This window comes from Rhizobacter sp. P1_G5, assembly GCF_056405435.1.
Window position 1 is genome coordinate 1 of the sequence record NZ_JBFUCB010000361.1, and the last position, 6,209, is coordinate 6,209.

A 6,209-nucleotide genomic window follows, 5' to 3' on the forward strand; every position below is an offset into this window, starting at 1 on the left:
GCGTGGAGCAGGGCGTCAACGTGACGCTGGGCCTGCCGTTCGTGCGAACCAGCCCCGATCACGGCACCGCGTTCGACATCGCCGGCACCGGCCGGGCCGATGCGGCTAGCCTGCTGGCCGCGCTGCAGATGGCGCGCCAGCTTGCGCCGTAGTTCTCGAGGTGGGCGTCAGTGCCGAGTTGTCGGCTGTGACGAAGACGACGCCGACAGCGCTGCCAGCTGCTTGCGCGCCCGCGCGGTGGCGCGCTCCATCAGGTAGGCCTGCTCGAACGCCTTGAAGCGCCCGGTCTCGCACATGCGCGCGAGCATCCGCGAGGTCAGCGACACCGTCTCGTGGTGGCGCTTGCCGCGCGTGAACACGAAGAACGCACGCCCCGGGCTCACGTAGCTCAGCCGCACCTTCTGCCACTGGTCGTTCAGGTGCATCTGGTACGCGAAGCCGAGCTTCACATGGTCCATCAGCTGCACGCCGTGCGACGGCTCGGCCGGCTCGTTCGGCGACAGGTCGAGGTCGATGTCGACACCGCCCACGTGCAGCGGCCCCGGCATCGTGTCGCCGCCCGCGCCCGGCTCGGTGTCCGGCCCGGTGTCGGAGGTCAGGTCGATGTCGACGGTGCCCGACCAGTCGACCGCACTCTCCTGCACGAGGCCGATGCGCTTGGCTTCGTCGGGCGAGAAGTGCGGCTCGATCGGCGCGGCACCCATGCTGGACATCGGCACGTCGCGCAGCAGCCCGTCGGGTTCCGGCAGCGGCGTGTTGAACACGCCCTCGAGCTGCTTGGACATCAGGTTGTACTCGAGCTCCGACAGCGGCTGGCCCTTCAGCGAATCGGCATGCGCCGGCAGCAGCTTGCTGAAGAACTCCTTCTGCGCCGCATCCGGCCAGCCGATCAGCGCCATGCCTTCGTTCAAGTCCTTCATCAGCGGCGGCAGCTGCATCAGGAACTTCTTGCGCATGGCCGGCGAGCCCTTGGGCTGCACGCTCATCACCAGGTCGCGGCCGGCGCGCTTCAGGCGCTGCACCAGCTCGGAATTGACGCCGTGCGACTTCGTGCCCTGGGCGAGCGCCTGGCTCCACACCTGCGACAGGAAGTTGCGCAGGTAGTCGGGCAGCGACAGCGGGTTCAGCGCGGCCTGCAGCTGCAGCATGTAGCGCTGCTGCACGCGCAGGTCGGATTCCTTCGCGTCGACCAGCGACACCGCCGACGCGTTCGCCTGCACCTCGTCCTTGGCCTGCTGCGCGATGAAGGTCTCGAGCGCACCGAGCTTGGAGGCGTACAGGTCGATCTGGTCGAAGTCGCCCTGCACGATCTCCTGCACGAGGTCGCGCACCCGGGTCATGAACTGCTTGCCGGCACCTTCGTCGAGGTCGTCGAACGCGACGGCGAGCGACGCGATGCGGTTCACGAAGCGGCGCACCGGATGCTTGCGCGASGAGAAGAAGGTCKSGTCGSCCAGSGCSACGCGCARCACSGGCAGCTGCAGGCGGGCGAKCWGGCGCGCCATCTGCGGCGGTACGCGCGGGTCGGACAGGATCTGGTCGAACAGGCTGCCGACCACGTCGATCACCATGTGGTCGAGCGAGCCGGTCGAGGCCTGGCGCAGCTCGTCGCGGTGCTGGCGGATCACGTTGACGGCCATCAGGCCCGACAGCCCCTCGTTCAGCCCGCCGCTGCCGGTGGCGGCGCCGCTCAGGCTGGCCAGTGCGCTGGCCCGGCCGAGGCCCGGCGAGCCGGTGTGCAGGCCACCGCCGGTCGGCCCGCCGAGGTCGCCCGGGCGGGTCGCGAGGAAGGTCAGCCGGCGGATCAGCGACATCAGCTCCGCATCGGCCTGCGCGCTGACGCCCGGGCGCGGCGTGAAGCGGCCGGCACCGGCATTCGGGTTGCCGAGGCTCGTGCTGCCACGGCCGGCGGCATCGCGGCCGAGCGTGGTGGTGCCGGGGCGGCCCATCGTGCCGACGCCCGCATTGCCACCACCACCGCCACCGCCGCCCGCCCCGCCGAAGCCGCCGCGGGATGAACCGCCGGGCATGCCCTGGCCGCGACCGGGCAGGCCGCCCTGGCCGCTGTCGAAATCGCCGGTCATCGTGGTCGGGGCATACAGGTTGCCGCTGCCGGACGAGCCGGTGTCGCGCAGCGTCGCGTAGCCGGAGTTGACGCRGTCGCGCGCCAGTTCGTTGCCGGGGCCTTCGACGCCGCGCACCGACAGGCTGACCGGTTGCACGCCGCGGGCGCGGAAATCCTTCAGGATGTCGCCGTAGCAGGTGGGCATCGCGCGCGACAGCGCGAGGCTCATCTCGCGCGCCAGCACCTTGCGCGTCTCGCGCTCGTTCGACACCGACTCGATGGCGCGGAACACCGAGGCGCCCATCACCTCGCCGCGCAGCGGGTTGCGTTCCTGGTCGGCCCGCCCGATGCCCAGCAGCGCGCCGGTGTAGGCGGCCATGTCGCRCAGTTCCCATTCGCAGGCATGCGTGATGGCCTGGCTGATGCGGTCGGACGACATCTGCTCTTCCATCTCGGCGTCGCCGACGATGCTGAGCGACATCCAGTCGGTTTCGGCGAGGCTGCGGCCGCTCTCGCGGTTCGGGCTCAGCTCGCGCGTCACGCGCTTGCTCAGCGTGTCGCCGAACACCAGCACGAAGGTGCTCATGTGGCGGCGCAGGTCGAGCTGGGCGGTGATCAGGATGTCGCGCTCGTAGATGCGCATCGCCGCCGATGCCAGCGTGCCCAGGTGCGTCGACACGCGATCAGCCACGGCCRCAGTGGTCGTCTTCAGGTGGCTGATGGCGGCGTCGAACGCTGCTTGCGAACGTGGATCGATCGAATTCATCTACGGACAGGGCCGATGGGCGGACCGGGGCGAAACCGCCCGGACGGATGGTCTGGACGGAGATACCTGCAGTATGAGCCCAAACGGAATGGGCACGCGCCGCGTTGCGACGTGGCGACGTTGGCCGGCGGGAGCATTTCACGCCCCGCGGCGCGAACGTTCACTTCTTCAGCGAATCCCGGATCTCGCGCAGCAGCTGCACGTCTTCGGGCACCGCGGCCGGTGCGGCCGGAGCCTCTTGCTTGAGGCGGTTGATCTGCTTGACCATCACGAAGATGATGAAGGCGAGGATCATGAAATTGAGCGCCACGGTGATGAAATTGCCGTACGCGAACAGCGGGACGCCGGCTTTTGTCAGCGCCTCGTAAGTCATCGGGCCCTTGAAATCGACCGGGGGATTGGCGAGCATCAAGAAGTAGTTCGAAAAATCGAGCCCGCCGACCAGGCGGCCGATCACCGGCATGATCAGGTCCTTGACGATCGAATCGACGATCTTGCCGAAGGCCGCGCCGATGATGACGCCGACCGCGAGGTCAACGACATTCCCCTTCATCGCGAACGCCTTGAATTCGGTGGCGAACCCCATGTGATGCTCCTCTTCTTCTGGATGCTGCGCGGCAGTATTGCCGAGCAATGCCAGAAGTCAAGCCGAAAGCCTCGTCAATGAGGGTCCGCCCGCAGTGGCGCGCGCCCCTCAGCGCCGGGAGCGGGGGTTGACACGTCCGCTAGAATTCTCGGTTGCCCGTGACCAGAAGTCTCCAGCCAAGGACCCCCAATGAGTGACAGCAACGAGCAAGGTGGCAAGCAACAAGGCAGTTCGATCAGCACCGCACCGCAGGTCGATCAAGGCCGTCGGACCTGGGTGGCTGTCGCCTGTGGTGCCGGGGCCGTCGGGGGCGTCGCAGCCGCCGTGCCCTTCGTCAGCACCTTCCAGCCCTCCGAGCGCGCACGTGCCGCCGGGGCCGCGGTCGAGGTGGACATCAGCGACCTGAAGCCGGGCGAGAAGAAGACGGTGGAGTGGCGCGGCAAGCCGGTGTGGATCGTCAAGCGCACCCCCGAGCAGCTCGCCACGCTGCCGAAGAACGATGCGCAGCTGGCCGACCCCAATTCGCAGCGCAAGCCCGACGAGTTGACGCCCGAATACGCGCGCAACGAGAACCGCTCGCGCAAGCCCGATGTCCTGGTGGTGGTGGGCATCTGCTCGCACCTGGGCTGCTCGCCGAGCGACAAGTTCCAGGCCGGTGCCCAGCCTTCGCTGCCCGACGACTGGACCGGCGGCTTCCTGTGCCCCTGCCACGGCTCGACCTTCGACATGGCCGGCCGCGTCTACAAGAACAAGCCCGCACCCGACAACCTCGAAGTGCCGCCGCACATGTACTTGTCCGACGCCAGGCTGTTGATCGGCGAAGACAAGAAGGCCTGAGCCCCGAGCACTCCGGAGAACAACGACATGGCTGAATTCAAGCAAGCGCCCGCCAATGCCTCCGTGGGCGTCAAGCTCATGACCTGGGTCGACAACCGCTTCCCTGCCACGAAGATGTGGAACGAGCAGTGGGGGCAGTACTACGCGCCGAAGAACTTCAATTTCTGGTACTTCTTCGGCTCGCTCGCGATGCTGGTGCTGGTGATCCAGATCGTGACCGGCATCTTCCTCGTGATGCACTACAAGCCCGACGCGACGCTCGCCTTCGCGTCGGTCGAGTACATCATGCGCGACGTGCCCTGGGGCTGGCTGATCCGCTACATGCACTCCACGGGCGCCTCGGCGTTCTTCATCGTCGTCTACCTGCACATGTTCCGCGGGCTGATGTACGGCAGCTACCGCAAGCCGCGCGAGCTGGTGTGGATCTTCGGCTGCGCGATCTTCCTGTGCCTGATGGCCGAGGCCTTCATGGGCTACCTGCTGCCGTGGGGCCAGATGTCGTACTGGGGCGCGCAGGTCATCGTGAACCTGTTCGCCGCGGTGCCGTTCGTCGGTCCCGACCTGGCGCTGCTGATCCGCGGCGACTACGTCGTCAGCGACGCGACGCTGAACCGCTTCTTCAGCTTCCACGTGATCGCGGTGCCGCTGGTGCTGCTCGGCCTGGTGGCGGCGCACCTGATCGCGCTGCACGAGGTGGGCTCCAACAATCCCGACGGCATCGAGATCAAGGCCAAGCGCGGCCCGGACGGCCACCCGCTGGACGGCATCCCCTCGCACCCGTACTACTCGGTGCACGACATCTTCGGCGTCGCCGGCTTCCTGCTGATCTTCAGTGCGGTGGTGTTCTTCGCGCCCGAGTTCGGCGGCTACTTCCTCGAGTACAACAACTTCATCCCGGCCGATCCGCTGAAGACGCCGGCGCACATCGCCCCGGTCTGGTATTTCACGCCGTTCTATTCGATGTTGCGCGCGACCACCACGCTGATGGTGCAGGTGCTGTCCGGCATCATCGCCGTGGCCACCGTCGCGGCCCTGCTGAAGGGCAAGTTCGGCGGCGCCGCCAAGCTGGCGATGGCGATCGTGGCGGTCATCGCGGTCGCGCTGCTGAACGTGTTCGATGCCAAGTTCTGGGGCGTGGTGGTGATGGGTGGTGCCGTCATCATCCTGTTCTTCCTGCCCTGGCTGGACCACAGCCCGGTCAAGTCGATCCGCTATCGCCCCGACTGGCACAAGTACGTGTACGGCGTGTTCGTCGTGTTCTTCCTGATCCTGGGCTACCTGGGTGTGCAGCCGCCGTCGGAAATCGGCAACTACGTGTCGCAGGTCGGCACGCTGCTGTACTTCGGCTTCTTCCTGCTGATGCCGTGGTGGAGCCAGCTGGGCACCTTCAAGCCCGTGCCGGACCGCGTGACCTTCCACGCCCACTGATCCACACCACCGAGAGCCCCGGAGAGAACACCATGAAGAAACTCCTTCTCACGCTGCTGGCGAGCCTGGCCCTGGTGGGCGGTGCGGCGCAGGCTTCGGAGGGCGGCGCGGCCTGGGACAAGTTCCCCTCGGCCAAGACGTCCGACCTCGCGGCGCYGCAGAACGGCGCCAAGCTGTTCGTCAACTACTGCCTGAACTGCCACTCGGCGGCCTTCATGCGCTACAACCGCATGCGCGACATCGGACTGACCGAGGCGCAGATCAAGGACAACCTGCTGTTCGCGACCGACAAGGTCGGCGACACGATGAAGGCCTCGCTCGACCCGAAGCAGGCCAAGGAATGGTTCGGCGCGCTGCCGCCCGACCTGTCGGTGATCGCCCGTTCGCGTGCCGACATCGGCAAGGGCTCGGGCGCCGACTACCTGTACACCTACCTGCGCACCTACTACCGCGACGACACCAAGGCGACCGGCTGGAACAACCTGGCCTTCCCGAGCGTGGCGATGCCGCATGCGCTGTGGGAGCTG

Annotated in this window: 6 protein-coding genes; 4 read left to right on the forward strand and 2 right to left on the reverse strand. The window is 67.3% G+C overall.

Annotated features, from left to right (window positions below; genetic code table 11):
- Positions 1-152: 4-hydroxythreonine-4-phosphate dehydrogenase PdxA (locus AC1D12_RS21740; RefSeq protein WP_477842792.1), on the forward strand; the 152-nt coding region annotated here is incomplete at its 5' end.
- A gap of 15 nt (positions 153-167) precedes the next feature.
- On the opposite strand, the gene AC1D12_RS21745 is transcribed toward AC1D12_RS21740, so the two are convergent.
- Together AC1D12_RS21745 and mscL are read right to left on the reverse strand one after the other, a co-directional pair.
- The gene (locus AC1D12_RS21745; protein ID WP_477842788.1) at positions 168-2,831 is read right to left on the reverse strand and encodes a DUF1631 family protein; all 2,664 of its coding nucleotides are present in this window, start codon (positions 2,829-2,831) and stop codon (positions 168-170) included.
- Between the two features lie 160 nt (positions 2,832-2,991).
- Entirely contained in the window at positions 2,992-3,417 is a 426-nt protein-coding gene (gene mscL, locus AC1D12_RS21750) for a large conductance mechanosensitive channel protein MscL (RefSeq protein WP_047500853.1), read from the reverse strand.
- 189 nt (positions 3,418-3,606) lie between these two features.
- Here mscL and petA point away from each other — a divergent pair, with 189 nt between their 5' ends.
- The 3 genes from petA to AC1D12_RS21765 all read left to right on the forward strand — a co-directional run.
- On the forward strand, positions 3,607-4,254 hold the full coding sequence (gene petA / locus AC1D12_RS21755; protein ID WP_465111197.1) for a ubiquinol-cytochrome c reductase iron-sulfur subunit: 648 nt from the start codon (positions 3,607-3,609) through the stop codon (positions 4,252-4,254).
- 27 nt (positions 4,255-4,281) lie between these two features.
- On the forward strand, positions 4,282-5,682 hold the full coding sequence (locus AC1D12_RS21760; protein WP_047500854.1) for a cytochrome b: 1,401 nt from the start codon (positions 4,282-4,284) through the stop codon (positions 5,680-5,682).
- 32 nt (positions 5,683-5,714) lie between these two features.
- The coding region (locus AC1D12_RS21765) for a cytochrome c1 (protein ID WP_477842791.1) at positions 5,715-6,209 on the forward strand (495 nt) is incomplete at its 3' end.